Origin of the sequence: uncultured Sphingomonas sp. (assembly GCF_936927845.1) — a bacterium.
Classification (GTDB): Bacteria; Pseudomonadota; Alphaproteobacteria; order Sphingomonadales; family Sphingomonadaceae; genus Sphingomonas.
The window spans coordinates 1-26,231 of record NZ_CAKZHV010000067.1 but is presented as its reverse complement, the minus strand read 5'-3'; the positions used below and the strand labels follow the sequence as shown (position 1 = coordinate 26,231).

At 66.7% G+C, this 26,231-nt stretch carries 16 protein-coding genes; 12 read left to right on the top strand and 4 right to left on the bottom strand.

The genetic code is table 11. From position 1 onward, the window contains the following. Positions 1–81 precede the first annotated feature (81 nt). The 3 genes from Q0579_RS14970 to Q0579_RS14960 all read left to right on the top strand — a co-directional run bounded on the left by Q0579_RS14970 (position 82) and on the right by Q0579_RS14960 (position 4,782). On the top strand, positions 82–1,035 hold the full coding sequence (locus tag Q0579_RS14970) for a sugar kinase (protein ID WP_298813798.1): 954 nt from the start codon (positions 82–84) through the stop codon (positions 1,033–1,035). Positions 1,036–1,105: 70 nt separating this feature from the next. Next, a complete protein-coding gene (locus Q0579_RS14965; RefSeq protein WP_298813796.1) occupies positions 1,106–2,383 on the top strand; it encodes an MFS transporter in 1,278 nt (425 codons plus the stop codon). Beyond that, on the top strand, positions 2,380–4,782 hold the full coding sequence (locus tag Q0579_RS14960; RefSeq protein ID WP_298813794.1) for a TIM-barrel domain-containing protein: 2,403 nt from the start codon (positions 2,380–2,382) through the stop codon (positions 4,780–4,782). The genes Q0579_RS14965 and Q0579_RS14960 overlap by 4 nt, the downstream gene beginning before the upstream one ends. A 13-nt stretch (positions 4,783–4,795) precedes the next feature. On the opposite strand, the gene Q0579_RS14955 is transcribed toward Q0579_RS14960, so the two are convergent. Further along, positions 4,796–5,581, bottom strand: coding sequence for a FadR/GntR family transcriptional regulator (locus tag Q0579_RS14955; protein WP_223176641.1), 786 nt, complete (start codon positions 5,579–5,581; stop codon positions 4,796–4,798). A gap of 190 nt (positions 5,582–5,771) precedes the next feature. Here Q0579_RS14955 and Q0579_RS14950 point away from each other — a divergent pair, with 190 nt between their 5' ends. The 4 genes from Q0579_RS14950 to Q0579_RS14935 are packed head-to-tail and all read left to right on the top strand — an operon-like array spanning position 5,772 to position 12,699. Beyond that, positions 5,772–8,096: a TonB-dependent receptor gene (locus Q0579_RS14950; RefSeq protein WP_298813788.1), complete on the top strand. Its 2,325-nt coding sequence runs from the start codon at positions 5,772–5,774 to the stop codon at positions 8,094–8,096. A gap of 30 nt (positions 8,097–8,126) precedes the next feature. Further along, a complete protein-coding gene (locus tag Q0579_RS14945; RefSeq protein ID WP_298813786.1) occupies positions 8,127–9,518 on the top strand; it encodes a dienelactone hydrolase in 1,392 nt (463 codons plus the stop codon). Further along, positions 9,515–10,717, top strand: coding sequence for a mannonate dehydratase (gene uxuA, locus Q0579_RS14940; protein WP_298813784.1), 1,203 nt, complete (start codon positions 9,515–9,517; stop codon positions 10,715–10,717). The genes Q0579_RS14945 and uxuA overlap by 4 nt, the downstream gene beginning before the upstream one ends. Before the next feature lie 47 nt (positions 10,718–10,764). Continuing rightward, on the top strand, positions 10,765–12,699 hold the full coding sequence (locus Q0579_RS14935) for a glycoside hydrolase family 2 TIM barrel-domain containing protein (protein ID WP_298813780.1): 1,935 nt from the start codon (positions 10,765–10,767) through the stop codon (positions 12,697–12,699). Positions 12,700–12,748: 49 nt separating this feature from the next. On the opposite strand, the gene Q0579_RS14930 is transcribed toward Q0579_RS14935, so the two are convergent. Continuing rightward, complete coding sequence (locus tag Q0579_RS14930; RefSeq protein WP_298813778.1) at positions 12,749–15,283, bottom strand: TonB-dependent receptor; 2,535 nt, start codon at positions 15,281–15,283, stop codon at positions 12,749–12,751. Between the two features lie 439 nt (positions 15,284–15,722). Between Q0579_RS14930 and Q0579_RS14925 the strand changes: the two genes are divergently transcribed. Then, positions 15,723–16,520 (top strand): response regulator transcription factor, encoded by a 798-nt coding sequence (locus Q0579_RS14925; protein ID WP_298813776.1) that lies wholly within the window; start codon positions 15,723–15,725, stop codon positions 16,518–16,520. A 45-nt stretch (positions 16,521–16,565) separates the two neighbouring features. Here Q0579_RS14925 and Q0579_RS14920 read toward each other — a convergent pair whose 3' ends face one another. Beyond that, entirely contained in the window at positions 16,566–19,388 is a 2,823-nt protein-coding gene (locus Q0579_RS14920) for a TonB-dependent receptor (protein WP_298813775.1), read from the bottom strand. Between the two features lie 209 nt (positions 19,389–19,597). Continuing rightward, the gene (gene bamA / locus Q0579_RS14915) at positions 19,598–22,129 is read right to left on the bottom strand and encodes an outer membrane protein assembly factor BamA (protein ID WP_298814126.1); all 2,532 of its coding nucleotides are present in this window, start codon (positions 22,127–22,129) and stop codon (positions 19,598–19,600) included. A 354-nt stretch (positions 22,130–22,483) separates the two neighbouring features. Here bamA and Q0579_RS14910 point away from each other — a divergent pair, with 354 nt between their 5' ends. The 4 genes from Q0579_RS14910 to Q0579_RS14895 all read left to right on the top strand — a co-directional run bounded on the left by Q0579_RS14910 (position 22,484) and on the right by Q0579_RS14895 (position 26,095). Then, complete coding sequence (locus tag Q0579_RS14910; protein ID WP_298813773.1) at positions 22,484–22,810, top strand: hypothetical protein; 327 nt, start codon at positions 22,484–22,486, stop codon at positions 22,808–22,810. 219 nt (positions 22,811–23,029) lie between these two features. After that, a complete protein-coding gene (locus Q0579_RS14905) occupies positions 23,030–23,800 on the top strand; it encodes a response regulator (protein ID WP_298813771.1) in 771 nt (256 codons plus the stop codon). Continuing rightward, the gene (locus tag Q0579_RS14900) at positions 23,784–25,070 is read left to right on the top strand and encodes an ATP-binding protein (RefSeq protein WP_298813769.1); all 1,287 of its coding nucleotides are present in this window, start codon (positions 23,784–23,786) and stop codon (positions 25,068–25,070) included. The genes Q0579_RS14905 and Q0579_RS14900 overlap by 17 nt, the downstream gene beginning before the upstream one ends. 125 nt (positions 25,071–25,195) lie before the next feature. After that, entirely contained in the window at positions 25,196–26,095 is a 900-nt protein-coding gene (locus Q0579_RS14895) for an intradiol ring-cleavage dioxygenase (RefSeq protein WP_298813767.1), read from the top strand. Positions 26,096–26,231 lie beyond the last annotated feature (136 nt).

The window sequence follows — 26,231 nt, the reverse complement described above, 5'->3', positions numbered from 1 at the left end:
TCCTTCCACGTTGCCGCTTGCTAGCCAAGCCTGACTCATTTTACCAGAGCCGCGACATTGGTCAGGCAAGATAGGCGCACAATGACGATCGTCGTGGTGGGAGAGGGGATGATCGAGCTGTCGCCCGCGGGTCAGCCGCGCGCGTGGACGCTCGCATACGGTGGCGATACGCTCAACACCGCGATCCATCTCGCGCGGCTGGGGCACGACGTCGGCTTCCTGACCGCGCTGGGTTCCGATCCGTTCAGCGACCAGTTGCGCGCGGCGTGGGTCGGCGAAGGGTTGCGGCGCGAGTTCCTGCTGGCCGACCCGGCGCGCCGTCCGGGGCTGTACGCGATCAGCAACGATCACCGCGGCGAGCGGCAGTTCACCTATTGGCGCAGCGACAGCGCGGCGCGGCAGGTGTTCGCGCTGCCGGGGAGCGCCGACGTGATCGCCGCGGCGGCGCGGGCTGACCTGCTCGTATTCTCGATGATCTCGCTCGCGATCCTGCCGGCCGCGGGACGCGCCGCGCTGCTCGATCTCGCGCGTGCGGTGCGCGCCAACGGGGGACGGGTCGCGTTTGACACCAATTTCCGCCCAGCCTTGTGGCCCGACATAGAAGACGCGCGCGCGGCCTACCGCGACGCATTGGCGGTCGCCGACATCGGGCTGCCCACGCTGGAGGACGAGGAAGCGCTGAGGGGGGCGGAGACGGAGACGGGGGCGGATGCGGCGAACGCGATCCTCGATGGCTGGGCGCGCGCCGGCGTTGGGGAAGTGGCGCTGAAACGCGGCGCGGACGGTTGCCTGGTCAATGGGACGCTGGTGCGCCCCGCGGCGGTGCTGTCGCCGGTCGACACCAGCGGCGCGGGCGACGCCTTCAACGCAGGCTATCTCCACGCGCGGCTCGGTGATCAAGCGCCGCGCGCAGCCGCGCGCGCGGGTCATGAGCTGGCGGGGTGGGTGGTCATGCAGCGCGGCGCCATACCCGACCGAACCGCTGGCGCACCTTATGGGCAGATGATTGGCCCGACCAATATGGACAGGCCATAGCGAATGCGCTAGTCGATCCGGTGACGTCGAACACGGCGCGAGGCGGCAGGAGCCGGGGAGGAGACAGGCGTTGCGCGTACGGAACCTGCGCTGGTGGATCGTGGCGCTAATCTGCGCCGGTACGATGGCCAATTACCTCGCGCGCAACTCATTGGGCGTGCTCGCCCCCCAACTGAAATCTGCGCTGCATATGACGACGCAGCAGTACAGCTACGTCGTGGGCGCGTTCCAGCTCGCCTACACGATCATGCAGCCGATCGCGGGTGCGCTGGTCGATCGCTTCGGGCTACGCATCGGGTTTGCGATGTTCGGGCTCGCCTGGTCGGCCGCCAACATGCTCCACGCGCTCGCGTTCGGCTGGCTCAGCCTGGCGCTGTTCCGCGGGCTGCTCGGCATCTTCGAAGCCGCGGCGATCCCCTCGGGGATCAAGGCGGTGGCGGAATGGTTTCCGGCGCGCGAACGCTCGGTCGCGGTCGGCTGGTTCAATGCGGGCACCTCGCTCGGCGCACTGATCGCGCCGCCGGTGGTCGCCGCGGTCGCGATCTGGGCCAACTGGCGCTGGGCGTTCATCGTCACGGGTGCGGTCGGCATGATTTGGGCGATCGCCTGGTACGCCTGCTACCGCCCGCCCGAGCAGCACAATGCCATCACCGCGGACGAGCGCGCGATGATCGCCGCCGACAGGCCCGCCACGCCGCCGGCGCGCGCGCGTCCGCGCGAGATCCTGCGCAGTCAGCGTTTCTGGGTGATCGCAGTCCCGCGCTTCCTCGCCGAGCCGGCGTGGCAGACGTTCAGTTTCTGGATCCCTCTGTATCTCGCGACCGAGCGCGGCATGGACCTGAAACAGATTGCGCTGTTCGCGTGGCTGCCGTTCCTGGCGGCCGATTTCGGCGGCATCCTGGGCGGCTATCTGTCACCCTTCCTGATGCGCCGCGGCGTCGCGCTGATCCCGTCGCGCGTCGCGGGGATCGCGCTCGGCGCGGTGCTGATGATCGCGCCCGGCTGCATCGGCCTGGCCGCGAGCCCGTATACCGCGATCCTGCTGTTCTCGATCGGTGGCTTCGCGCATCAGATGATCTCGGGGCTCATCAACACGCTGTCGGCGGACGTGTTCGCGCCCGGCGAGGTCGGTACCGCCAACGGCTTCATCGGGCAGGCGGGCTGGATCGGCGGGCTGATCTTCTCGCTGCTGATCGGGCAGTTCGCCGATACGGTCGGCTATGGTCCGCTGTTCGGCGTGCTCGCAGTGCTCGACCTGATCGGCGCGGCGATCTTCATCATCTTTATCGGCAAGCTGACGGCGCCGACCCCAGCCGAGACGAATTCAGCCAAGGAACTCTCCGCATGAGGCGCGCGACGCTATCCCGCCCCCCGATCTTTACGCTGTCGGCGCGCGTGCCGGGGCGCGTCACGCTCACCGCCGATACGGGCGCCGTCGCGCACGTCTTCGTGCTCGAGGACGACGTGATGCGGTTGCTGTTGCTCGCCGAGGGGCGCGTCACCAGCCCGCCGAGCTGGGCGATCGCGCCCGGTGCAAGCGACCTCGCCGAGCCGGGGCGGGACCGGATGAATACCGCCGGTTTCGCCTTGCCCGATTTCAGCTGCGAGGAGCAGGACGGCACGTTGGTCGTGGCGACCGCGCGTATCCGCGTGACGATCGCGCTCACCGGGCTGCACTGCGTCTGGGAACAGCGCGACGCGGAGGCCGGAGACTGGTGTTTGATGGCGGCGGATCGCCCGACGCAGGCGTATGACTTCGGCTGGTGGGACGGGCGCGCGCACCATTATGTCGCGCGTCAGCCGGGCGAGCGCTTCTACGGCCTGGGTGATCGGACCGGCGACTGCGACCGCGCCGGGCGGCGCTTCCGGCTGACCAACGTCGACCCGATGGGGTTCGACGCCGAGCACAGCGACCCGATGTACAAGTCGATCCCGTACCTGCTCGTCGCCGATAGCGCGGGTCGTTGCCACGGCGCGTTCTACGACAGTGTCGCCGACGTGACGGTCGATCTGGGGCGCGAGCTCGACAATTATCACGGCCTCTATCGCCACGTCGTCGCCGACGCAGGCGACCTCGACCTGTGGATGATCGCAGGGCCGGACCCGCTGGCGGTGACGCGGCGCTTCACCTGGCTGACCGGGCGTCCGGCGATGATGCCGCGCTGGTCGCTCGGCTATTCGGGCTCGACGATGACCTATACCGATGCACCCGACGCCGCGGTGCAGATGGCGGGGTTCCTCCACCAATGCGCCGAGCATGATCTGGGGTGCACGTCGTTCCACCTGTCATCGGGTTACACCTCGATCGGCGACAAAAGGTACGTGTTCCACTGGAATCGCGAGAAGTTCCCCGATCCCGCCGCGTTCGTCGCCGGCTATGCCGCGGCGGGCGTGCGGCTCGTCCCCAACATCAAGCCCGCGCTTCTGCGCAGCCATCCGCGCTACGACGAGGTGGCGGCAGCCGGGCTGTTCGTGTCCGACGAGGACGGCGTGCCGGTCGAGGCGCAATTCTGGGACGAAGTCGGCAGCTACCTGGATTTCACCAAGCCCGCCGCGGCCGACTGGTGGCGCGGTGAGGTCGGCCGAGCCTTGCTCGATCACGGCATCGAGGCAACGTGGAACGACAACAACGAATATGAGCTGTGGGACGCGCGCGCGCGCTTCAACGGGTTTGGCACCGCGCAGGCTGCGGCGGCGATGCGCCCGGTGCAGCCGATGCTGATGACGCGCGCGTCGCGGCGCGCGCAGGTCGAGGCGAAACCCGATCAACGTCCCTATGTCGTCACCCGCTCGGGGATGGCGGGGCTGCACCGCTACGCGCAGACCTGGTCGGGCGACAACCGGACCGAGTGGAAGACGATCCGCTACAACGCGCGCCAGTCGATCGGGCTCGCTTTGTCGGGCGTGTCGAACAGCGGGCACGACGTCGGCGGCTTCTCCGGCCCGGCGCCGTCGCCCGAACTGCTGGTGCGCTGGATACAGGCGGGCATTCTGATGCCGCGTTTCAGCATCCATAGCTGGAACGACGATCGCAGCGTCAACGAACCGTGGATGTACCCGGAGGTGCTGCCCGCGATCCACCGGCTGATGGCGCTCAGGCAGACGCTGATCCCGTTCTTCTACGATCTGCTCCACCGCTACGCGCGCGACTATGAGCCGATGGTGCGCCCGGTCTGGCTCGACTTCGCGGATGACGCGCGAAGCTGGGACGAGTGCGACGAGCATCTGCTCGGGCCCAACCTGCTCGCCGCCCCGGTGATGGAGCCGGGCGCGACGACGCGGCGCGTGCGCGCGCCCGCGGGCGCGGACTGGATCGACGTTTGGGGCGGGCAAGAGATCGCGGGCGGCACGGAGGTGTTGCTCGACGCCCCGCTCGACGGCGCCCCGCCGCTGCTTGCGCGCGCAGGATCGGCGATGCTGGTCGATCTGGCGCGCGGTGGCTGGCGGCCCGAGCCGTATCGCCGCGGATTGTGGCTGTTCCCGCCGCGTGACGGCACGTTCGCCTGGGATGCGGTGGAGGATGCGGGCGACGGCGATGGGCCGATCGACCGCTGGCTCGTGACCGGCAGCGCCGACGCGGACAGCGTGTCGGTACAGGTACGCCGCGATGGTCCCGGCACGTGCGGCGGCTCAGATGTCACGCTGCTGCTGCCGCCCGGCGACACGCGACGGCTGATCGTGAACGACGGCGCGGGCAGCGTGGTCAGGCACGACAACCGCGTAGGAGTAAAGATCAGCCTGGTCTGACCACCCGCTGGCGTCAGACCGAGACGCGGCGCGCCAGTGCGCTGCGTTTCTCCTCCAGTTCGGCTCGCGTGCGTTCCATCGTATCGATCTCGGTCGCCTCGAGCAGCCCGTCGATCACGCGCGCCAGATGGTCGCGCATCGCGGTGCGTGCGGCGGCCGGATCGCGGTTGCGCAGCGCCTGGATGATGACGAGGTGCTCGTCGATGCGCGGCTGCACGCCGACCTTGCGCGCGCGCTCCAGCATCTCGGCGCACAAGGGCGAGCTGTAGCGCGCATCCCACAACGACTCGATCACGCCAACGATCGCCGAATTCGCGGTCGCGCGCGCGATGACCAGGTGGAACTCGCGATCGGCGCGCTCGCCGCCGACCTGCTGCTGGTTCTCGCGCTCCATGTCGCTGATCAGCTCCTCCAACCGGACGAGATCGGCCTCGGTGATCGACAGCGCGGCGAGCGCGGCGGTTTCTCCCTCGAACAGGCGGCGCGCTTCTGTCAGCTCGAACGCGCCGATGTCGAGGCTGAGCGACAGCGCGTCGCTGCTGGGATTGTCGACGACGAAGATGCCCGAGCCGTGGCGCGAGCGGACGAGGCCCGTGACCTCGAGCGCGATCAATGCCTCGCGGATCGTCGGGCGGCTGACCTTGTGCTCCTCGGCCAGGTCGCGTTCCGACGGGATGCGCTGCCCGGGGCGATAGTCGCCGCGCTGGATCGCGGCGGCGATCGCGGCGGCGGCCTGCTGATACAATTTCCGGCCGTCGGGCTGGAGGAGCGACGGCGACGCGCGAAGTGGTCTTATCAATGCAACTCTTCCCGGATGGCTGTGCAACCTAGCGGGTTGGCTACACCGCTGCAACGCGCCGTCTTGTCGGCGTAGTCGACGTGACGGTCTTACCAGCTACGAATCTCGCTTGCCAATGGTAAGGCCAGTTGGTACGCCTGCACCATGTCCAGCCGACCGAGAGCGGCGACACGTCAAAGGGAGGATTTCGATGAACCTGCGCACGTCCGCCGCGACCATCGCTATTTCGGTTGCACTCGCCACCGCTGCCACGCCGGCCACGGCGCAGACGCAAACGCCGGCGACCCCCGACACGACATCAGCCGACGCCGCGTCCGCGCAACTGACGCAGGATGGGCAGGGCGCACCCGGCGGCCCGACCTCCGCGGTTCAGGGCGAGGCGACGACGGGTGAGATCATCGTCACCGCGAACAAACGGGCCGAGAATATCCAGCAGGTGCCGCTCGCGGTCGCGGTGGTGACCCCGGCGCAGCTCGCCAGCGCGGGCGTTCGCAACTTCACCGACATCGGCAAGATCGCGCCCTCGCTCGTCGTGCGCCCGGCCGAACAGCCGCAGAATTCCAACATCTCGCTGCGCGGCGTCGGGACGTTCGCCTTCGGCATCGGCGTCGAGTCGAGCGTCGCGGTGCTGGTCGACGAGGTGCCGCTCGCATTCCAGGCGCGCGCCTTCACCGACCTGCCCGACGTCGAGCGGATCGAGGTGCTGCGCGGACCGCAGAGCACGCTGTACGGCAAGTCGGCGTCTGCCGGTCTGGTCAATCTGATCACGCGCAGCCCGACCAGCACGCTGCGCGTGCGCGCGAACGGCGTCGCCACGACCGACGACGAATACGGCCTGAACTTCAGCGTGTCGGGGCCTGCTGGCGACGACTTCGGTTACGTCATCTCCGCCGCGTACAACAATTGGGACGGCAACGTGAAGAACCGCTTCAACGGCAAGACCGTGAACGGCCGCGAGACGCTCAACCTGCGCGGCAAGGTGCGGTGGGAGCCGGTCGATGACGCGTCGCTGACGCTGTCGCTCAATTACGTCAACGGCAACACCGACGTCGGTCGCCCGTTCGTTCGTTTCGGCCCCAACGCACGGCTGCGCGGCACCGCCGGCCTCACCCCGGCGGTCGTCCTGCCCGGCGTCAGCGTCGAGGAATATAACGACGAGATCAGCAACAACTACAATTCGCGCACCAAATACGAGGGCGGCGGCGGCTATCTGCGCGGCGAGGTCGCGCTGGGCGAGATGAACCTGGTTTCGATCACCTCGTATGATCGCTTCCACCTCGACGATTTCCTCGATCAGGACGATACCTCGGCCGCGGGCGCGATCGGCAACAACAACCAGATCGGGCAGTTCGACTCGGAGCAATATACGCAGGAAGTGCGCTTGCAGTCGCCGGGCGACAAGCCGTTCCGCTATACGGTCGGCGTGTACCTAGCGAGCAACGCGTTCGAGCGGCCGTTCCAGCGCGGCCCCGTCTTCTCGCTCGCCAACTGGTTCGCGACCTCGAAATCGCGCCAGATCGCGGGCTTCGCGCAGGTCGATTGGACGTTGACGCCTGGGCTTACCCTCACCGGCGGCGGACGCGTGCAGAATGAGCGGGTCGCCTATACCTACCGCGAAAATCTGACCAATCGCTTCTATTCGGGTGACGCGAGCGACACCGCGGGCACCTACCGCGCGAGCGTCAAGTACGACCTGACGCGCGACATCAACGCGTTCTTCACCTACGCGACCGGGTACAAGGGTCAGACCTACGACCTGACCACCGGGTTCAATCAGAACCGCGCCGCTGCCGGCCCGATCCGCCCCGAACGCTCGCGCGACAAGGAGCTCGGCATCCGCAGCCATTTCTTTGATCGGCGTTTGACCGCGAACGTCACCTTGTTCGACACCAATTATCGCAACCTGCAGGCGCAGACGATCGAGACGCTGGCCGACGGTACCTCCAACTACCGGCTGACCAACGTCGGCAAGCTGAACACCCGCGGCATCGAGTTCGAGGGATCGCTGCGCCTGTCCGACGACCTGAACGTGAACGGCGCGGTGACCTACCTCGATGCCACCTATAAATCGTTCCCGGTCGCGCAATGCTATCCGCTGCAGACCGCAGCGCAGGGCTGCACCGGCACGCCGGCGAGCCAGAACCTGAACGGTGAGCGCGTCGCGCAGGCGCCGGAATGGAAGTTCAACGTCAGCGGCGATTACTCGCCCTCGCTGACCACGGGGCTGCGCGGCGTGGCGCAGTTCAACTGGCAATATCAAAGCAGCCTGTATTTTGCGCCGCGCGATCCGCAGCTGTTCCAGCCCGCGTTCCACATCGTCAACGTCGGGCTCGGCGTGCGCGACGAGGAGCGCCGCTGGGAGCTGGTTGCCTTCGTCAACAACGTGTTCGACCAGCAATATTACGGTGCGCTGGTCAACACCGCGGGCAATTTCGGCAACAACATCGCGACCCAGGCCGTGCTGCCGCGCGATTTCAAGCGTTACGCCGGACTGCGCCTGGGCCTGAACTTCTAAGCGCGGGCGGGATACGAGCGGGAATTGGTGATGACAGTGAAGCAGGTGCTGCTGGCGGGTGCGGTGCTGGCCGTGACCGGCGCGGCGATCGCCGCCGAGGTGCCGCGCGCCGCCGGCCCGGGCTCTACAGGGCCGCGCCCCATCAGACCGGGTGGCGTCCAGCCGGCGGACGACGCGCAGGCCCGCCCACCGGTCGACGGGCCCGAGCTCGCGCGGTTGGGCGCGCATCCGGTCGGGCTCGCGCGCGTCGAGCTGGTGCAGCCGGGGCAGGCCGACCCGTTGCAGGGCACGGACCAACCGCTGGTGACCGCGCGGCGGCTGCCGACCCTGGTCTGGTACCCGGCGGCGCGCGGGAGGTCAGGTACCGAAACCGGCACGACCTACCATGCCGCGATGTCGGGCGCGGACGGGCGCGACGTGCCGTTCACGCTCGCCGGGCTGGCCACCCCCGACGCGCGCGCGGCGCCGGGGCAGTTTCCGCTGGTCATCCTCGCACATGGATACGGCAACGCGCCCGAAGCGCTCGCCTGGCTGGGCGAGAATTTGGCGAGCAAGGGCTATGTCGTCGTTGCGCCCGCGTTCGGCGATCCGCCGATCAGCATCCGCACCGCCGCGGCGCGGTCGGGGCCGATCACGCGGCGTCCGCTCGACATCGCGTTCGTGGCCGCCGAGGCGCAGCGCCGCGCGGCGCGGCGCGACGGCGTGTTCGCCGCCGCCGACGCATCGCGGACGGTGCTGATCGGTTACTCGATGGGCGGCTACGGCGTGCTGACCGCCGCGGGCGCGCCGCTCAACCCGCAGATGGGATCGCTGTCGCGCGGGATCCTCGCCGATTATGCCGCGGGTGGCGCGCGCGCGGCATCGCTCAAGGTCGCGAACGTGAAGGCGGTGGTCGCGATCGCGCCCGCCAGCCGCTTCGGCGAGATACCGGCCTGGTCGCCGTCCGGGGCAGGCGTCGGCGCGATCACGGCGCCGACCTTGTTCATCGCAGGCGATCACGATCATGCGGTCGGCTATGACGCGGTGCGTGCCCTGTTCGCGCAAGAGCGGCGCGCACCGCGCTACCTGCTGACCTTCAAGGGCGCGGGGCACAGCATTGCACTCGCCGGCGCGCCCGCCGAAATGCGGGGCACCTTCTGGGACATGGACTGGTTCGAGGATGCGGTGTGGCGCAAGGACCGCCTGCTGCCGATCCAGACGCACTTCATCACCGCGTTCCTCGATCGTTTCGCCAAGGGTGAGACGGCCAAGGCGGCCTATCTCGACGGGCTGGTGAGCGATGCCGACGCCGGCAACTGGCCGAACGCGCCGATCGGACGATACGACGGGTTCAGCCCCGGCGCGCCGGTCGCAACCGTGTGGAAGGGGTTCCAGCCGAGCCGCGCCACCGGCCTGCGGTTCGAGGCGGAGCCCGCGTCGTGAGCGACGAGGGGAGCGGCGACGCGCCACGGATGACGCAGACGATGCGCTGGTTCGGCCCCGCCGATCCGGTCGCGTTGCGCGACATCCGCCAGGCCGGCGCGACCGAGGTGGTGACCGCGCTGCACGACATTCCCAACGGCGAGGTCTGGCCGCTCGAGGCGATCACGGCGCGCCGCGCGATGGTGCAGGCGGTTGGGCTCGACTGGACCGTGGTCGAGAGCCTGCCGGTGCACGAGGACATCAAGAAGCGTGGGCCTGACTGGGACCGGCTGATCGAGGCGTATCGCATCAGCCTGCGTCACCTCGCCGCGGCCGGGATCCGCGTCGTCACCTATAATTTCATGCCGCTGCTCGACTGGACGCGCACCGATCTGGCGTGGCCGATGCCCGACGGCGCGCTGGCGCTCAGGTTCGAGCTCGAGATGGTGGCGGCGTTCGACCTGTTCATGCTCGCACGGCCCGGCGCACAAGGCGATTACGCGCCCGACACGCTGGCGGCGGCCGAACGCCGGTTTCATGCGATGGACGAGGCGGCGCGCCACCGGCTCGAGCGGACGATCATCGCCGGTTTGCCGGGCAGCGAGGAAAGCTTCACCGCCGCAGCGTTCCTGGACGCCGTACGCGGCTACGACGGTATTGACGCCGACACGCTGCGCGCGAACCATGTCGCGTTCCTGCGCGCGGTCTGTCCGGTCGCCGACGAGGTGGGTGTGCAGTTGGTCGTCCACCCCGACGACCCGCCGTTTCCGATCTTCGGCCTGCCGCGCGTCGTCAGCACCGAGCACGACGTGGCCGCCCTGTTCGACGCGGTGCCCAACCGGTCGAACGGATTGTGCATGTGCACCGGATCGTTCGGCGTCCGCGCCGACAACGACCTCGCCGGGATGGTCGATCGCCTGGGCGCGCGGATCAACTTCCTCCATCTGCGCTCGGTGCAGCGCGAGGCGAACGGCGCATTCCACGAGGCACCGCATCTGGCGGGTGACGCCGGCATGGCGGCGGTGGTCGCGGCAGTGCACCGGCTGCAACGGCGTGAAGCACGCGCGATCCCGATGCGCCCGGACCACGGGCACCAGATGCTCGACGATCTGAGCAAGGTGACCAATCCGGGCTATTCGCTGCTCGGCCGAATGCGCGGCTTGGCCGAGTTGCGCGGGCTGGAAGCGGGGATCGCGCACGCGACACATTCTGACGAGTAACACCGCGGCGAACGACCGCGGGCGATGAAGAGGCGGGAGAGGCGATGATGTCGAGCAGGTTCACGCTGGTAGGTGCGGGATTGATCGCGGCGCTGGCGATCGGTCCGATCGCGGCGCAGCAGACATCACCGCCCACGCCGGCATCGGGCGCGGTTCAAGCCCTACCCAATGCACCGCTGCCGCCCCCGACGCCGTTGCTCGTCGCGGCCGACCTGCGCGACGGCACCGACCTGTCGGGCCCGTGGCATTATTCGATCGATCCGTTCCGATCGGGCATCGCGGGCTTCCACGGTGAAGCGCCCGATAGTGGGCAGCAGCGCTGGCGCGACGTCGACGTGCGTCAGGCGATGGCGAGCGACAGTCGCACCTTGTACGAGTTCGATCTCGCGCGCTCGCCGCTCGCTTCGCTGCCATCGTCGTGGCTGACCCATGCCGCCGAGCTACGCCATTACGATGGACTGATGTGGTACCAGCGCAATTTCGCCGCGCCGACAAAGCGGCAGGGGCGGTATTTCCTGCGCTTCGGTGCGGCGAATTACGCGACGCGTGTGTACTTGAATGGGCAGGAGGTCGGCCGACATGAGGGCGGGTTCACGCCCTTCGCCTTTGACGTGACGCGGCTGCTGCGCGACGGCAGCAATCAATTGACCGTCGGGGTCGATTCGCAGGCAACCGAGGCGACGGTGCCGCCGCCCGTCACCGATTGGGAGAATTACGGCGGCATCACGCGCGCCGTGCGGTTGATCGCCACCCCTGACACCTATGTCGACGATGCGTGGGTGCGGCTGACCCGCGACGGGCGGCTGGCGGCCGACGTCCATCTCGACGGGCCGCAGGCGGCGAACCGTGCGGTGCGCTTGCGGATCGCGGCGCTCGGGCTCGACCAGACCGGGCGCACCGACGCTGCGGGCAACTGGCGCGCGACGATGGCCGCACCCGCCGCGCTGGTGCGCTGGTCGCCCGAGCGCCCGCAATTGTACGACGTGAGCATCGAGGCGGGTGCGGACCACTGGCGCGACCGTATCGGGTTCCGCACAATCGAGTTGCGCGGCGCCGATATCCTGCTGAACGGCAGGCCCGTCTACCTGCGCGGCATCTCGATGCACGAGGAGGAGCTGGGCGCCGAGCCGACACGCGCGATGACCCCGGCGGCTAGCCGCGCGCTCCTGTCGGAGATCAAGGACGGGCTGCACGGCAATTTCGTGCGGCTGGCGCATTATCCGCATTCCGAGGTGACGCTGCGGCTCGCCGACGAACTCGGGCTGATCGTGTGGAGCGAAGTGCCCGTTTATTGGCGCGTCGCCTGGGGCAACCCCGACACGCTCAGGCGTGCGCGGACGATGCTGGCGGAGAACATCCTGCGCGACCGCAACCGCGCCGCGATCGCGATCTGGAGCGTCGCCAACGAAACGCCCGTCAACGATCAGCGCAACGCCTTCCTGCGTACGCTCGTCGCCGACGCACGGCGGATGGACGACACAAGGCTGGTCAGCGCCGCCTTGCTGGTGGAGCGCGAGCCGAACGTGAACCATCCGGTGATGACGCTCGCCGATCCGCTCGCTCCCGCGCTCGACGTGCTGGCGATCAACACCTACAACGGCTGGTACACGCCCGACCGGTTGCGCGACCTGCCCGCCAGCGAGTGGCGCGTGCCCGCGGACAAGCCGTTGATCTTCTCGGAATTCGGCGCCGACGCGCGCGCGGGCTTCCACGATCCCGCCAACAAGCAGAAGTTCTCGGAGGATTATCAGGCAGATTATTACCGCGCGAAGCTGGCGATGGCGGCGCGGCTGCCGACCCTGCGCGGCATGTCGCCGTGGATCCTGAAGGATTTCCGCTCGCCCAGGCGGCAGAACCCCGATTTCCAGCAGGGCTGGAATCGAAAGGGGCTGATCTCAGAAACGGGTGAGCGCAAGGAAGCGTTCGGCGTCCTCTCCGATTTCTATCAGGCAAGGGCTGCCGGCACGCCCGCCGGCCAATAGGATCGCGCCGACGATCAGGGGCGCTGCACGCGGCAGCGCCCCCGCCGCGTCAGAACGCGAAGTGGATCGATCCGATCACGGTGCGCGGCGCGCCAAAGGTATAGCGCGTGGTGCCCGACGCACTCGTCGCGGTCGAGAGATTGCCGAAATAGCGCTCCTCGAACAGGTTGGTGACGTTCAGTTGGAGAAAGGTGTTCTCCAGCCCGAACCGCGCCAGGCTGGCGCGCGCGTCGAGATCGACGGTGGTGTAGCCCGCGACGAGCAGGTCGTTGACGTCGGTCACGTAACGGCGTCCGACGTGCTTGACCTGAACGCCGAGCGAGAAGGGATCGAGCTCGACCTGCGCGCGCCCGCCATATTGCCATTTGGGCGTTTCCACCACGAACTTGCCCGCGGTCGCGAGCAGGACCGCGCCGTTCGCATCAAGCACGTCGTCCTGCAGCCGCGCATCGGCGTAGGAAGCAAAGCCGTAGAGCGACAGATGCTTGTTCGGCGTGATCCCGATGTTCGCGTCCACCCCCTTGCTCTCTACCGTGCCGACATTGCGGTCGGTGGTCAGCGTACCGCCGCCCTCCAGCGTCGTCGTGGTCGAGACGATGCGGTTGGTGTAATGGATGTACCAGCCCGCGACCTGCGCCTGGACCAGTCGCGAGGAATAACGCAACCCTAAGTCGAAGGAGTCGGTCTTCTCGGGCTTGACCGCGCTGGTCGGGACGATCGTCACGTCATCGAACGCGTAGAGATTGTCGGTACGCGGCGCCGAGAAACCCTTGGCGTAGCTGGTGAACATGCTCAGGTGCGGCACGAACTGATAGGTCAGACCGACGTTGGGCAGCACGGCATTGTAGGTCTTGATACGATTGGCATAAGGTGCGCCGTAGCTCGCGGTTGTCGCATTCGCCGCCACCTGCGCCGCGGTCTGCGAGGTGCAGTACGCGTCGCTCGAATTGCCGGGGATGGTGTAGCAATAATTGGTCAGGTTGCGGCGGAAGAACGGCGCGCGAACGCCGAGCGCGACCTTCAGCCGATCTTCGAAGAAGCTACCGCGATATTCGCCCGAGACCTGGTGCAGGATTGCGTAGGATAATCGGTTGCGTTTGTTGACGACGTTGCCTGCCGCGTCGAGCACCGCGTAATCACCCTCACCGTCCAGGGCGCTGAACACGTTATAGGGCGTGCCGGTCGCGTCGAGCAGACTGGCCTCCCCGGTTTGGCGGTGGCGCGCACGGTCCCAGGTATAGGCGACGCGCACCGCATTACTGGCGTCCAGTTCGTAGCGCAGCCCCGCGATCGCGGTGAAACGCTGCGTTCGTGTGTTCGACGGAAAATAGACGCGGACGTAGTCGAGCGTGTCGCCGTCGCCGCTCAGGTCGACCGCGCTAGCGACACCGGCGCCCAGCCGCTGCAACTGATAGGTGTAGACGTCGGTCGCCGCCGCGGTTCCACTCGCGTTGGTGGCGCTGCCATCGCTTTCGGCCAGCACCGTCGACCCACCGCCGTTCGCGCGCGTGAAGGTGTACGCGCCGTCAAAGGTGAAGGTCAGCCGATCGCTCAGCGTCTTGCGCGCGTTGACGCGGAAGTTGCCGGTGTTCGACGGATTGATCGCGGTCGCCGCGACGTTGCCGCACGCGGTGCGGTCGTTCTGGCTCGTGCCCGAGACGCCGCTCGCCGATGGCAGCGCGCATGAAGCGTCGTAGAGGTAGCTCGACGAGGTGTCGCCGAACACCGCGTCATATTGTGCCTTGTTCAGGTCGAGCGTGTAAGGCGTGTCCGCGCTCACCCCGCTCGACGGGACGACGCCGGTGCCGAGCACCGTGCGGATGTTGGCGAGCGTTGGGTTGCTGTACGAATTGTTGCGGTTCTGATTGTAGTGCGCCGCGACCGATATGAAGTCGCCGTTCGATCCCAGCGGCTGGTAGATCTTGGCGTTGAACTGTTGTTTGTAGATTTCCCCCGAGCCGCGATATTGATCGTAGCGCTGCTCGCTTGCCGACACCCACGCCTTGGTGCCGAACGTGGTGAACACGCCGGTGTTGATCAGCCCGAACACGCGGTTCATGTCGAAGCTGCCGTGTGAATAATCGACGATGGCGCCCAGCTTCTCGCTCGGGATCAGCGAGCGGTAGTTGACGGTGCCACCCGACGCGCTGGCGGTCGGGGAGTCGACGTCGGTCGCGCCGAAATTGACGTTCACCTGCTCGATCAACTCGGGATCGAGCTGCTGGTTGGAATAGATCGCGTAATTGCCCGAGTCGTTCAGCGGGATGCCGTCAAACGTCAGCGACACGCGATTGCCGTCAAAGCCGCGGATGCGCAGATTGCCGCCGGAACTGCCGTAGGGATCGCTGTTGGTGAAGTTGACACCGGGCACGAGGTTGATCGTGTCGAGGATCGACTGACCCGGCGTACGCCGCTCGATCAGTTCCTGCGTCAGCACCGCCTTCGCCTTGGGCGTGTCGGGCAGCTCGATCCCGTTCACGTCGCGCGGGCTGCGCGATCCTTCGACGACGATCTCGTTTTCCGCGTCGACCGTTCCGGTCGACTGCGCTGCCGCCGCCAGCGGCGTGACGAGTACCAGCGCCATTGCGCTGCCCGCTAATACATGAAACATCAAATCTTCCCGCTCTGAGTTGACTGGCCGCGTCGCATTGTGCTCCGGCAGTGCGTCTCAAGTGGTGGGGCAATATGATGTTTTGGTGAAAACTATGGATGGTTTGACGATGCATGATATCATCATCGGACCGTGTGGAAAGCGTGCCGCACTATATTGCCAAATAGCTTTACAAAAATACGATCCTGCTGAGGAGTTACGAAGGATTGCGGCACAATCACGTTACTGGGCGGTGCCGGTCCAGCGTGACACGAGCGCGAGCGATCGTTGCAACATCGTGCAATCTGCCGGAAATCTGACGCTGACACGGCAGTCTTGCTGCCCGTTACGGGCCCGTTAGCAAGGAAACGCTCATGTCATTCGCGCACTCGTCCGTACGCCTCGTCCCACACGATGTGACAGGCGGCGCCCGATGACCGCCGCCTGCCTAGCCACGACCGGCTCGCCCCCCAGCGTTCCTGGTGCCGGCGCGCCAGTGGCGCCGCGGATCGTGATCGTCGACGACGATCCCGGCATCCGTGAATTGTTGACCGATTACCTGACCAGCCACAGCCTAGGCGCGGAGGCGGTCGCGAGCGGGGCGGCGCTGCGCGAGCGGTTGTCATATCGGCCGTGTGACCTGATCATCCTCGACATGATGATGCCGGGCGAGGACGGTTTGTCGATCCTGCGCACGTTGACGAGCGCGGCCGATCATCCCAGCGTGATCATGTTCTCCGCGGTGACGAGCGAGGTCGACCGCGTCGTCGCGCTGGAACTGGGTGCTGACGACTACGTGTCAAAGCCCAACAGTCCGCGCGAGATGCTGGCGCGGGTGCGCGCGGTGCTCAGGCGGCGCGGGCTGGCGACCGGCGGCAGCGACAAGGAGGAAGCGGACAGCGGCGCTTCGCCCGCGCTGTTGTTCACCTTTGCCGGCTGGCGGCTCGACCGGCTGTCCCGCCGCGTCGTCACCCCGGCGGGCGAGCTGGTGCCGCTGTCGGACAGCGAATTCGAGATGATGCTGCTGTTCGTCGAAGAGCCGCACGTCGTCCACTCGCGCGAGAAGCTTGCCGATTTGCTCCACAGCCGGGAAGGGGGGATCAACGACCGTACCATCGACGTGAAGGTCAGTCGTTTGCGCGCCAAGCTGATGGCGGGCGGCGGCGACGAGATGGTGCGCACCGTGCGCAGCCGCGGCTATCTGTTCCTGCCGCAGGTCCGCGCCGCCTGACGCGACAGGTCGGGGCGGCACGCGCGACGTGCCGCCCCCAACGCATCAGAACCTCAGCTTCGTCGCGACGAAGAAGGCGCGACCGTATGGGTCGTAGGTCGAGGGATAGGTGTTCGCCTGTTCCTGATTGTCGCCCAGGACCGGCGGCTGGCGGTTGAACACGTTGTTGACGCCGACCGACCAGGTGAAGCCGCCCTCGGTCTCGAACGCGGCCGACAGGTCGAAGTAATTGTACGCCTTGATGTGACTGACCGAATAATCGCCTGAGTCGTCGTCGACCGGCGACAGGTAGCGGTGCAGCACCGACAGCGTCACCGGGCCCGATGCCCAGGTCAGCCGGTTCGACAGCCGCCACTTGGCATACGGGTTGCCGCACGAATTGCCGAACTTGCCCGCGCAGTTGATCGTCAGATCGGGGATCGCCGACAGCGGATTGAAGTCGAACGAGATCAAACGCGTTCCGCTGGCACGCAGCGTCAGCCGGCTGTCGCTCGCCCCGAATGCGCCGAAGCCGAGCGGCATGCTGTAGCGCCCTTCAAAATCTACGCCCTTGGTGATGACGCCGCCAGTGTTGGCGAGCGTACTGACCGCGTCGGTGATCGTGTAACTGTTGCCGTCGCGCGGCAGCGAGGCGCAGTAGCTGGTGTCGAACGGCACGTAACCGTTGCCCGAATTGCCGTAGCATGCGTTGATCAGGTTCGCGGTGCCCGGCGTCGCGATGTAATTGTCGATCTTGATGCGATAATAATCGGCGGTGAACGAGAAACCGGGCAGGAAGCGCGGCTGCAGCACCACGCCGCCGGTCCAGGTGTTGGCGGTTTCCTCGCGCAGGCTCGCGTTGCCCCCCTGGATCGTCTGGATCTGCGTGCTGCCGCCGTCATAGGCGGTGCCGATCAATGCCGCGGGCACACCGGTCGAGAGGCAGCTGGCGTTGAGCGTCGCGTTGGTCAGCGCGACCGCGAGCGTGCACGGATCGGTCGCGGCGGGGAAGTTCTGCGTCGATCCGCTGAACAGGTCCGACACGGTCGGCGCACGGACCGCGCGGGAATATTGCCCGCGCAGGCTGATGTCCTTGATCGGCGCCCAGACGAGCCCGCCCGAATAGGTGCTGACCGATTTCGCCGCGGTGGAATAGTAACTGTACCGGTACGCGCCGTTTGCCTCCAGCCGGTTGAAGAACGGCTTGTCCGCGATCAGCGGCACGTCGACTTCGGTGTAGAGCTCCTTTACGTCATAGCCGCCGCTCAAACCCTCGCCCGCATTGAAGCCGACGACGTCGCCCGACGACAGCGAGAAGTCGGGATTGTAGCTGCCCGCTTCCTTGCGATATTCGGTGCCGAACACGATCCCTGCAGGCCCCGCGCCTAAATCGAACAGGTTCTTGTTGGTGATCGACGCGCTCGCCACCTGTTCGCTGATCGTGCTGCTGTTCTGCACCGGGATGGTGATGAACGCCGCTGCGGCCGAGCTGATGTTGCCCGCGCCAAAGATGTTGAGCGGGACGCACCCGTTGGCGGTGTTCGAGCAGACGAGGTTGCCGCTCGCGTCATAGGTCGTGCGCAGCGCCTGCAGCACGCGGCTGCGCGACACGTTGCCGGTCTGCGTTTCCTGCGACTTGGTGCGCGAATAGCTGTAATAAGCGTCGTACGACCAGTCGCCGCCCAGATTGCCGCGCCCGCCCAGCACGACACGGTAAGCGTCGTTGTCGATCGAGGAGATGCGCGGGCCGACCTCGCTCAGGCGGCGGTAGATCGTCGAGGTCACGTAGCCGTCGCCATCGGTGTCGAGCGACCGCAGCAGCGACTGCGACGAGGCCGACAGGAACGAGGAATCGACGTCGAGCGCGACCGATCCGGTGAACGGCGTCGGCGCGAGCTGATTCTTGACGCGGTTGTTGATGAACTGCCCTTCGGCATAGACGGTCAGCCTGTCACTGACGTCATAATGCGCCTGCGCGCTCAACAGGAAACGTTCCTGCGGCACCTGCAGGTAATTGTCGGGGGTATAATTGTACGCGTCGGTCAGCGAGCTGTAGCTCGAATAGCTGCCATCCTGCTCGAACTTGCGGTTGACCCCGCCGACCACGAAGCGCGTGCCCGGGATCGACCCCGACCCGCCTGCGATCAGCCCGCCCGAGCCGTCATCGACCAGCGCCTGCTGCGAATAGCTGCGCGCGTTCTGCTGCACCGCGTTGCGCTTGGTATAATCGAAATAGATCGTCGCGTTACCGCGGCCTTCGTCGAAATTGCCGCCGAGCAGCAGGTTGGTGTTGAAGGTGCCGCCGTCACCCGCCTGGTTGATGCGATAATCCGCACTCGCCTCGGCACCGGTGAAATCCTGCTTGAGCACGAAATTGACCACGCCCGAGATCGCGTCGGAGCCGTATACCGCCGACTTGCCGCCGGTGACGATGTCGACGCGCTCGATCAGCGCGGTCGGGATCGTGTTCAGATCGACCACCTGATTGGCGTCGTACGAGACGTATCGCCGCCCGTTGACGAGCACGAGCGTGCGCGTCGAGCCGAGCCCGCGCAGGTCGGCGGTCGCGACGCCGCCGCCGGGATTGTTCGACGCCCCCGTCGTGCTCGGAATGAGTTGCGGCAGGTCCTTCAGCACGTTCTCGACGTTGACCTGCCCCGATAGGGCGAATTCCTGCGCGGTGACGGTCGAGATCGGCGCGGCCTGCGTCAGCTCGGGCCGGGCGAGGCGCGAGCCGGTGACGACGATGTCGCCTTGCGCGGCGGCATCGGACGGCGTGCCATCGGCGGCGACCGCGCTGGTCGCGGAATTGGTCTGCGCGAGGGCGGGCGACGTGACGGTGGCGAGCAGCGTCGACGCCAGTAACCACCGGCGGTTGGTAGGATACATCAATGAACTCCCCGAAGGCCACTCTGTGTCGAGTGGTTGAGCGATATGTCGCGCAGCAAGTGTCTGCGGTTCGCATCGGAGCACTTCGGGTTCGTCGTATCAACGCTTGATCAGCTACGTCTTTCTGCTTAGCCAATTCAGTGTTGTAGTCACCACGCTTTATTACGAGGAGTTACATCGTCTGTAGCAAGCGTTGCTTTGCCGGTGCATCAGAACGTCGTGCCGATGTTGAAGGTGATGAGCTTGGTGTCGTCGCCCGGCTGCTTGAGCAACGCCTTGGCGATGTCAATCCGCAATGGACCGAACGGTGAGCTCCAGTCGATGCCGAAGCCGACCGACAGTCGCGGGCTCGCGCTGTTGCCATAGTAACGCTCCTGATAGGCGCTGAGCGAGTAGGTGTAGGGCGTGCCGGTGTTCGTGGTGGTCGAGGCGCCGCTCGAATCGAGGTACAACAGATCCCCCGACGAGTTGGTATATTGACGTGTCGTCGTCGTGCACGCGGTGCTCGCGGCATTGGCGGTCGCGCACGTGTCGATTAGCGTCGGCGTCTTGCCGCCGAACACCGCGCCCACATCCATGTAGATCAACGGGCGAAGTTCCAGCTCGCGTGCGCCCGCTCCCAACGGCAGTGCGAGTTCGGCGCGGGCCATGTAATAGGCCGTACCGCCCAGCGCCTCGCGCGTTTGGTAATCCGATCCGGTATAGAGCGTCGCTGGCACGGTCGACGTGTCGTAGGTCGTGCGCGTCACGCTCGGCCCGATGCCGCGGATGTCGAATCCGCGCAGTTGCGGTTGTCCGAGGAAGAAACGATCGGTCAGCCGCACGTCCTGCCCCAATCCGTCGATGTAGCCGCCCTCCGCGTGAGCCGAGAAGACGAACTGCTTGCCCAGATCCCAGTATTTCGTCGCTTTGGCGGTGGTGCGCAGATAGCGCGTGTCGCCGCCCAGTCCGGCGAAATCCTGGCTGAACGAGAAGGTTGTGCCGCGCGTCGGGCGCGTGCGGCTGTTGGTTGTGTCGTAGATGAAGGAATAGCCGACCTGCGAGGTCCAGCGATTGCCGACCGCCTCGCACAGATACGTGCCCGCCAGCGCGGCATCGCAGACGCCGTTGGTGTAATAAGTGTCCTGGTCGAGGGAGACCTGATCGTAGCTCAAACCATAGCGGATTGCGGTTGACCAATATTCGTTGATCGGCGTGCCTGCGCGAACCTGAAAACCAGTGCTGATCTGCTGGTAGGTGGTGTCGTTACTGGTTGTGGTATTGTAAGATTTATAGTCGCGCCGGAAGATGTCGCCGCCTAGCGCAATGTTGCGGTCGAACAGATAGGGTTCGGTGAAGCCGAGCTGGACCGACTTGGAATAGGCCGAATAGCTGCCGTTCAGGCGCAACTCCTGCCCCATTCCGCGGAAGTTGCGCTGCGTGGTGCCTGCCTGGACGATGAAACTCTCGAGCGAGGAATAGCCCGCCGACAAGGAAAGCTCACCGGTCGATTTCTCCTCCACGCTGGTTTGCAGCACCACCGCGTCGGGGTTCGACCCCGGCACCTGCTTCACCTCCAGCTTGTCCTGGAAATAGCCGAGCGAGTTGATCCGGTCCTGGCTGCGCTGGACCTGGACGCTATTGAACGCATCGCCTTCCGCTAGCCGCAACTCGCGGCGGATCACCTTGTCGCGCGTGCGCGTGTTGCCGGTGATATCGATCCCTTCGACGTAGCTGCGGCGGCGTTCGGCGATGTGAAACGACACCGACATGGTGTGCGCCTCGCCGTCGCGCTGGAACTCGGGCGACACGTCGGCGAAGGCATAGCCGAACAGCCCGGCGGTCTGCTCCAGGCTCTCGACCGTGTCCTCGACCAGCTTGGCGTTGTACCAGTCGCCTTGCTTGAACGGCAGCGTGGCGGCGAGTTTCGTGCCATCGAAGTCGCGGATGTCGCTCTCCACGCCCACATCGCCGAAACGGTAGCGCGGTCCTTCCTCCACCACATAGGTGATGACGAAGTCGCGCTTGTCGGGGGTCAGCTCCGCCACCGCCGAGGTGACGCGGAAATCGGCGTAGCCTTGCGTCAGGTACAATTGCCGCAGCTTCTGCTGATCATAAGCGAGCCGATCGGCATCGTAGGTCGTGGTCGACGACAGCAGCCGCCACGCGCGCGCCTGCTTGGTTGCCAGCTGCGCGCGCAACGCGTCCTCGCCGAACTGATGGGCGCCGAGGATGTTAATCTGGCGGACCTTCGACTTCGGCCCTTCGCTGATCACGAACACGATATCGACACGGTTCTGGTCGAGCAGCACCATCTTGGGATCGACGCTCGCCGCGAACCGCCCCTGGCGGCGGTACAGTTCGACGATCCGGGCCACGTCGGCGCGCACGTTGCTGCGCGAAAAGACCTGCCGCGGCGCGAGCTTCAGCTCCTTGGTGATCTTGTCGTCCTTCAACCGCTTATTGCCTTCCAGCACGATGCGGTTGACGATCGGATTTTCACGCACGCGGATCGTAATCGCGCCGCTCGTCACGCCCTCGATCGTCACATCGGCGAACAGGCCGGAGGCCTGGATGTCCTTCAGCGCCTGATCGAGCGTCTCGTTTGAATAAGGAACGCCGACGCGCAGCTTGGTGTAGGCGATGACCGTCTCGGGCTCGATCCGCTGGGTGCCCGCGACGGTCAGCGACGCGATCACCTTGGCGGTCGGTGCCGCGTCGCGAGCGCTGTCGCGCGCAGCGTCCGGGACAGGGCGCGGCAACGCGGTAGCGGGTGCGGCGAGCAGAAGAGTGGCTATCAACGCGAACGATTCCTGTGCTTGCCCTGTTGCGGTGCTTGCCCCCGCCGGCGCTGGCAGTGCGGCGGGCGCGTCGCCGCGGGATGTCGCCGCGTCTCCGCTTCGTTGCCGAGCGCGACCGAATGTGATGACGCCATCACATTTGCGCCTCCGGGTCGTGTGCGCGGGCCCGCAGTGCGGCCGCGGCGGCGGTGCGCGCACCATGTGTCAGGCGTGCGCGTATCCGACACGCAAGCTGACATATCGCGGCGACGCAGTGACGCGACACGGTGGCGGTCGCCTTTGCATCCCCGGGCGACGCCAAGAGGAAGTTGTTCGATGTTCATCACCAGCAAGCAGCCGTCGATCGCCGCGCCGGTCCTCGCCGCCCCTCAGCCCGCGCTGATCGACAATCCGTTCGCGCCCGAAGTCTATGCCAACGGCCTGGCGGGGTTCGCCAATATCGGCGGGCTGATCGCGATCACGCTGGAAAGCGGACGCTGCGACCATACGCGCGCCGAGCCGGTGATGGAGCGCGTCGTCGTCGGCCGCCTCGTGTTGCCGATATCGACCGCGCAGGCGCTGGTCGCGGCGCTCAACAACTTCCTCGAGCAGCAGGGGCTCAGCCCCTCGGCGGCGATGGCTGCGGGCGCGACGTTCCAGTAGCGTGCTGTCATAGGGCGCGAGCGCGGAGCGTGGTTCGGACGCTCCGCTCCGCTTGTTCCCGCCACGTCGCCTTTATGTCACGCTGTTATCGACCGCGCCGCTTCGTACGCCAGAAATCAGTCGTGCTGATCGTGTGCTATAATGGACACAGCCTATCGCTTTTTGGGCATATTGCAGCGCTGCAATGCGGGCGATACGCCGGACCTCGATGTCCGACCCATGTTCCAGACCCACATTGGTGTCGACGATCTGATGGATCGCGGCGGTCGCCTCCTGATCGTCGACGACGATTCCGACATTCGCGAGCTGACCAAGCAGTTCCTGCAAGCGCACGGTTACGACGTCGACGCAGTCGAGGACGGTGTCGCGATGCGCAGTGCGCTGGCCAAGGACAGCTATTCGCTGGTCGTGCTCGACGTGATGATGCCGGGCGAGGACGGTTTGTCGATCCTGCGCTCGCTCGATCGCGCCACTGCGCCCGCGATCATCGTCATGTCGGTGATCGGCGAAGAGGTTGACCGCATTGTCGGGTTGGAGATGGGAGCCGACGATTACATCGCGAAGCCCGCCTCGCCGCGCGAACTGCTCGCGCGGATCCGATCGGTGCTGCGCCGACAGGGCGAGCGGCCGCTCGCCGCAACGGCTTCACCCAGCCGTCACTTCCAGCGGTTCGCTGGCTGGCGGCTCGACCCGATCGCGCGCCAATTGTTTGATCCCGACGACGTGGTCATCAACCTGTCCGATGGCGAATTTCGGTTGTTGATGACCTTTGTCGATCATCCGCGCCGCGTGCTGACGCGCGATTTCCTGCTCGACCATTCGCGCGGGGCGAACGCGGAACATTTCGATCGCGCGATCGACGTGCAGGTCAGCCGATTGCGCCGCAAGCTGATGCGCGACGGTGGCGGAAGCAGCGGACGCGGCGACGAGTTGATCCGCACGGTCCGCAACGAAGGCTATATGTTCGCGGCCGATGTCGAGCGCCGCTGAGCGCCGCGTGGGCGGTCGCACGATCGCTTGGCCGATCTTTGCACTGGTGATCGTCTCGGTCGTGGTTGTGGCGACGACGATCTTCGCGGTGACCTTCAGCGGTCCGCCGCCGCGCCGCTTGGGACAATCGCTGTCGACGGTGACGCAGGCGCTGCGCACCGGCGAGACGCCGCGTGCCGCCGGTCCCGATCTGTCGGTCACGACACGCGACGCGCCGCCCGCGCCGGTCCGTAGCATGCGCGTCGATCCGATCGCACGGCAGGCGCTGGCGACCAGCCTGGGCATGCGGCCGGACGACATCATCGCCTACACCAGGCGGCCTTCGCCGCAGGAGATGGGCGCGTTCGGGCCCGATTTCGTCTTGGCGCGGCGTACAGCGTCCGGCTGGCGGGTGGTGGAGACCGCGCGGCCGTGGCTCGCGCCGTGGCACATCAAGACGTTGCTGGCGATGCTGATCTCGGTGATCGCGCTGGCGATCCCCGCGTGGCTGATCGCGCAGGCGATCTCGCGTCCCGTACGCGCGGTGGCGCGTGCTGCCGAGCGCGCGCGCGCGGGTGCCGAGCTGTCGACGCTGCCGAGCGGCGGCGCGCGCGAGGTGCGCGCACTGTCGAACGCGGTCGCCTCGATGCACGAGCGTTTGGCGAAGCACGCCGAGGGGCGCACCACCATGCTCGCCGCGATCGCGCATGACCTGGGCACGCCCTTGTCGCGGCTCGCGTTCCGCGTCGAACAACTGCCCGAGGCGGCGCGCGACCGCGCTGCCGCCGACATCGCCGAGATGCGCGGCCTCATCGCGGCGGCGCTGTCGTTCGCGCGCGACGAGGCGGTCGGCGCGCGCGAACGCCTCGATCTCGGCAGTCTGCTGGAGAGCCTGGCGGATGACGTGGCCGACGCCGGTAGTGCGGTGACGGTGACGCCGGGTCCGCGCGCGATCATCCGCGGCGATAGCGTCGCGCTCCGCCGATTGTTCGGCAACCTGGTCGAGAATGCGGTGCGTTACGGCCAGCAGGCGGCGATCGCGTGGTGGATCGAGAGCGGTCTGGTAGTGGTCACGATCGACGATCACGGGCCCGGCGTCGACCCCGCGCAGGTGGAACGCCTGTTCGAGCCGTTCGTGCGCGGCGATCCGTCGCGCAACCGCGCGACCGGGGGAACGGGGCTCGGCCTCGCCATCGTGCGCTCGATCGCGGCGCGCCACGACGGCGAGGCGCTGCTGGAGAACGGACCCACCGGCGCGCGCGCGCGTGTGACCCTGCCGCTCGCCGCCTAAGCGTATGTCACGACGGACACGCGGCGCAGCCGATCCGTCACGCGCGGCAACAATCGCTGTGCCTGGCGACATACAGGGGTGAGCCATCGCGTCCAAAAAGGCGATCGACCTTCTGGGAGTAGGCGATGCACGACCACGACACGATCGAACACGACCACGGCCACCGCATGGCCGACGACCTGCCGCGGCTGCGCGCACTGCTTGAGCGCCGGCGCGCGCTGAAATGGTTCGCGGGTGCAGGCACCGCAGCGATCGTCGCAGGCTGCGGCGGCAGCGACTCCGACACCGTTACCACCGCGGCGACGACCGCGAGTGCAACGGCGACACCGACCCCGTTACCGACGCCGACGCCGACCTCCGGAACCGCTGGCTGTCTCGCCGACCCGGCAGAAACCGCCGGACCGTATCCCGGCGACGGCACCAACACCGCGAGCGGATCGACCTCCAACGTGCTGACGGTCAGCGGCATCGTCCGCTCCGACATCCGGGCGAGCTTCATCTCGTCGACGACGATCGCGGGCGGGGTCAAGGTCGTGCTCACGCTCACGCTGGTGAACGTCAACGCCGCGTGTGCGCCGCTCGCGGACTACGCGATCTACCTGTGGCACTGCGACCGATCGGGCAACTACTCGCTCTACACCGCGCGTACCGAGAGCTACCTGCGCGGCGTCCAGGTGACTGACGCAGCAGGGCAGGTCACCTTTACCACGATCTTTCCCGGATGCTATGACGGGCGCTGGCCGCACATCCATTTCGAGGTCTTCTCCAGCCTGTCGAACGCACTTTCGGGGCGATACGCCGTGCTGACGTCGCAGCTCGCCATGCCAGCGCCGACGTGCACGACGGTGTACGCGGATACGACTACCTATCCCTTGAGCAGCAGCAACTTCGTCCGCGTGTGGCTGTCCTCCGACAATGTGTTCGGCGACAACAGTGCGGCGCAGATCGCGCAGCAGACACCGGTGTTCACCGGCAACTCGACAGCGGGCTACACCGCGGCCGCGACGATCGGCATCGCGCTATAGGTGACGGCTCATGCGATGGATGGGCGCAGCCACATAGAAGGTTGCGTCAGCGTCATCGGTGTAGGGGAGCATGTGGTGCCCAGGGACGGGATCGAACCGCCGACACTGCGATTTTCAGTCGCATGCTCTACCAACT